Origin of the sequence: Nostoc flagelliforme FACHB-838 (genome assembly GCF_014698065.1) — a bacterium.
In the GTDB taxonomy this organism is placed as follows: Bacteria; Cyanobacteriota; Cyanobacteriia; order Cyanobacteriales; family Nostocaceae; genus Nostoc; species Nostoc flagelliforme_B.
On sequence record NZ_JACJSI010000523.1, the window covers coordinates 1 to 3,509 of the forward strand.

At 40.5% G+C, this 3,509-nt stretch carries 6 protein-coding genes; all 6 read right to left on the minus strand.

Annotation, left to right across the window (positions count from 1 at the left end; translation table 11 throughout):
• Nucleotides 1–181: 181 nt before the first annotated feature.
• Nucleotides 182–898: a hypothetical protein gene (locus H6G97_RS47915; protein ID WP_190947358.1), complete on the minus strand. Its 717-nt coding sequence runs from the start codon at nucleotides 896–898 to the stop codon at nucleotides 182–184.
• A gap of 7 nt (nucleotides 899–905) precedes the next feature.
• Nucleotides 906–1,316 (minus strand): hypothetical protein, encoded by a 411-nt coding sequence (locus H6G97_RS47920; protein ID WP_190947359.1) that lies wholly within the window; start codon nucleotides 1,314–1,316, stop codon nucleotides 906–908.
• A gap of 182 nt (nucleotides 1,317–1,498) precedes the next feature.
• Nucleotides 1,499–2,191, minus strand: a complete 693-nt coding sequence (locus H6G97_RS47925) for a hypothetical protein (protein WP_190947360.1) — start codon at nucleotides 2,189–2,191, stop codon at nucleotides 1,499–1,501.
• A complete protein-coding gene (locus tag H6G97_RS47930; protein ID WP_242056128.1) occupies nucleotides 2,181–2,717 on the minus strand; it encodes a hypothetical protein in 537 nt (178 codons plus the stop codon). The genes H6G97_RS47925 and H6G97_RS47930 overlap by 11 nt, the downstream gene beginning before the upstream one ends.
• Before the next feature lie 91 nt (nucleotides 2,718–2,808).
• On the minus strand, nucleotides 2,809–3,027 hold the full coding sequence (locus H6G97_RS47935) for a hypothetical protein (protein ID WP_100903457.1): 219 nt from the start codon (nucleotides 3,025–3,027) through the stop codon (nucleotides 2,809–2,811).
• 192 nt (nucleotides 3,028–3,219) lie between these two features.
• A partial coding sequence (locus H6G97_RS47940; protein WP_190943137.1) for a transposase occupies nucleotides 3,220–3,509 on the minus strand: 290 nt, incomplete at its 5' end.

A 3,509-nucleotide genomic window follows, 5' to 3' on the forward strand; every position in this document is an offset into this window, starting at 1 on the left:
TTAGCAAGATTCATGCCATTACGCTCATCTTTGGCGCGGACTAATAACTGATCTTGACGTTCCTGTAACCAAGAGGCGGTATTCCCAGCTTCCAAATACTCAATGCTGGGGTAATCGTCACGTAAAAGTGCCGTTTCTTTGGTTCCTAGCATTGGTATTTGTTGCTGCATATGAACTCCTCTTACTTAGTTAATTTCCAAATGCTGTAACCAATCTCGCCTGCCATCATTGAAGCTACGTTGTAAGCAAAGCAAGCCAAGATCACACCAGGGTTCGTGTAGCGAAAGGGATTACGACCAACGAAGGTAGTAGTCAGATCCAAAACCCAGAAAAATAGTGCGATCGCTCCACCTGTATGACGTTCTTTCATGCCAGCCCTCTTGTAATCACCCCACAATGCCACTGTCAGGTCGATATTCCCATTCGGTTTACTACCGAGTGTGTATTGTTTTGATTCCTCAAACTCATGCTTGGCTTGATTTGGGTCTTTGCCACGCAATGTTCGCGCTTCCATAAGTTGAACAAGTGCAGAGATACCGAAGCTAATCCAAAACAACACATTGAACGGTAATTGTAACCAACCGAGCCAACCGATCCATTCTTGCTCAAACCACGGGAGGAGGGGTTTTCCCTGGAATAAAACTTGCCAGATGCTATCAGTAGAAAGGAGTGTACCAATCCAGAAACCAATTGCGCCAACCAGCTTGTATCCGGGTGTGCCTGGGGTAACGAATTGGGCAATGATATGTGAGATAAAGATGACTGGCAGTGAGATTAATGCCACAATCCACCGAGCTAGTAATTCTAAGTAGTCACTCCCTGCCTTTTTCGGTTCTCCTTGTGGTGATGATTCTGGTTTTGGTTGTGAATTAGATTTGTTTGGAGTGAGATATTTCATAGGTCAGTCAATCACGGGAATTTTGGTACAGTGGCGAATTCTTACAAGCATTTTTGAATCGATATTTCCATTTCCATTGCCTCTGTTCAATTCGCCCAATACAAAAACCAGTTGAGTCATACACAAAAACTGTCTCATCTTCTAAATAACCTGTAGTGTCAGGTCTAGGGTTACGTTTTTTTGAGTCTAAATAGTTCCTAATTCGTAACTTACTGAATGAGGGCGTAACTCCGAGAGAATTAATTTTGTCGGCGGTCGCTGCCCTTTGCTCGGCTTTAATGCGTTCTAGTTCTTCAGACTCTCGAATCGTAATGCCACTGTTGTAAGTTTTGAATTGGGCTGGCAGTTGCGATAACCAAGGACTTGCGATTAACCCCATGCCCAATAATCCCAACATCGCTTGCTTCTGGTATTTCATCAAACACTCAGCCAAAATATTTTACGGTTGTTGCCCTTGGATACTTTGTGTTGTCTGGGGTGGCGGTGCATTAATAACACGAGTGTAAACAGATAGCCCAATACAAACTAGAAAAAAAATGACTGATAATCCGAAAAGATTCTGCTCCAAAACCTTGCGCCATTTTAAACTGGAGACTGAAGTTATTTGCTCAACAAAGAGCGTGTCAAATTTTTCAAATCCTGAATTGTTGTCGGTTGTGTGGACTTTTTTTCGGGTGTTGGCACTCCTAGTTCTTGTAAGAATGCTTCCGGGTCAAAACCAGGGGTAGCAGTATTAGTGAGTTTTTGAACCTCTTGTTTTACCTCATCCCCAGTCTTTAACCCGTACTTTTGGGTAATTTGTTGCCTGATTTCAGGATTCTTGGCCAACTGATAAATAAACGCTATTTCATCAAAGCCTTGCTCTGTGCGTCGCTGCAATGAACGAACGTCAAGCTCACTGGTTATTTCATCGAATAACTCTTGCTCAAATTGATGAACTGCCAGCGCTTGGGCAACAGTCTTGCCTGCCACAATGTCCAAGAATGCTTTAAACGTTTCCCGGCTGACTCCAACAAGTTGTAATTGTTCAGTGGCCATATCTATTGCTCCCGTCTGTATATTCGCTAAATTGCCACTACCTCCTAATAGCTTCGATTTGTCGAGGGTTGCTTGCGCTAGATTAAACAACTTTTCTAAGCGATCGCTGATTTCTACAGGAAATTCTTCTGCATTCGGATCAACTGCTGGATCTGACTGAGCCAGTTGTTCTAACCCAGCAATGATTTGCTCTGGGGTGTAACTAGCACTTAATAATTCAAACAATTCTGCACGGGTAAATATGCTATTCGACATGATGTATCTCTCCTAAACCATGCGATGTGAATCTAAGTTGTTCTTGTTCAAAGTTGGCGCGAGTATATTCACCTTTGTTAGCTTCAATAATGGCCTCAACAAGGGGCTTTTTATCAATACCTTGAACAATGTCTCCAAACAATTCACCAATCTTTCCTACTACCCATACTTGGTAGGTTGTCATTAATGGCGCACGTAGTCTCTTTTCTTGAGCAAAAGCTTTCATTCTCAAGAGTATTAATCTATACTGTGGAACAAGTTGAGCTACTTCTGTCCACCGTTCTAATGTACGGGGGCAGATGCCTAAAATTTTAGTTGCTTTGGCTTTTGACATCGGTAAAAGCAAGAAATTGACTCCCGATTGGCTTGGTTTTTGATGAAAAAGTTGTTCTCTCCATTGTGACTTCATGAACTTAGTCAAATCCGTGTCAATAGTCTCAAAAAGATAGTCAATATCTGTGTCAATCTCTGTATCAATCTCTGTATCAAGACCATTATCAATATCCGTATCAATATTGATGTCCATGACAAACAACAATTGACTATCTATTGACTTTGCCCTTTTATAATAAAAAACCCGCGTCAAAGTGGGTAGTGTCTGTGTGACCTTTTTGAATTTAAAAAGCGCTTAAATATAAATCTAATAAACCAAAATGATTTAAGACAGATTCTTTTGGTTGTTGGTAACGACTACTATGCTCGTCAGCTAACCAGTGCTTAAGAGTTTCTGGTGGATAGTCGCTTAGTTCATGAATCTCGGACACCGATAATCCGTGCTTCAATTTAAATTCTTTAGGATGAATCCGTTTCACTTTCAATAAGTGTTTGTTTGACATGATGCAATTACTTATAAAATCTTTCATCCAATGCGTTTTGATGCAGTGATACCGAAGGCACAATTTTTGTACCTTTGGTAAAAAGCAAGCAGACCATGAAACTCTGCTCGACCTCAAACACAGTAGCATTAAGCTCTTGGGACACGCGGATGATTTAGATGAGGCTCTGCACCCTAGTAAGCTGTTCCACATTTAGTTTGCAATAGCAGCATTACCTTTATTTTTAATTTTTCTTCCCCATCTAATTATTAACTCTCCCTGATTTAACAACCTATTTAATAAGTTTTTCAGTTCCTCTACTGATTTAAATAGGCGATGAGATATGTATTCTTTCGCCGAATGCCATACAAGTTCGGCTAAATTCAAATCTGGGCTATACTCAGGCAGAAAATATAGTTGAATATTTGGTAAGTTTTTTTCAATCTCTGCCAATATAGTTTTCTTTTTATGGTAACTAGCGTTATCTAGAATTATCAAGATTT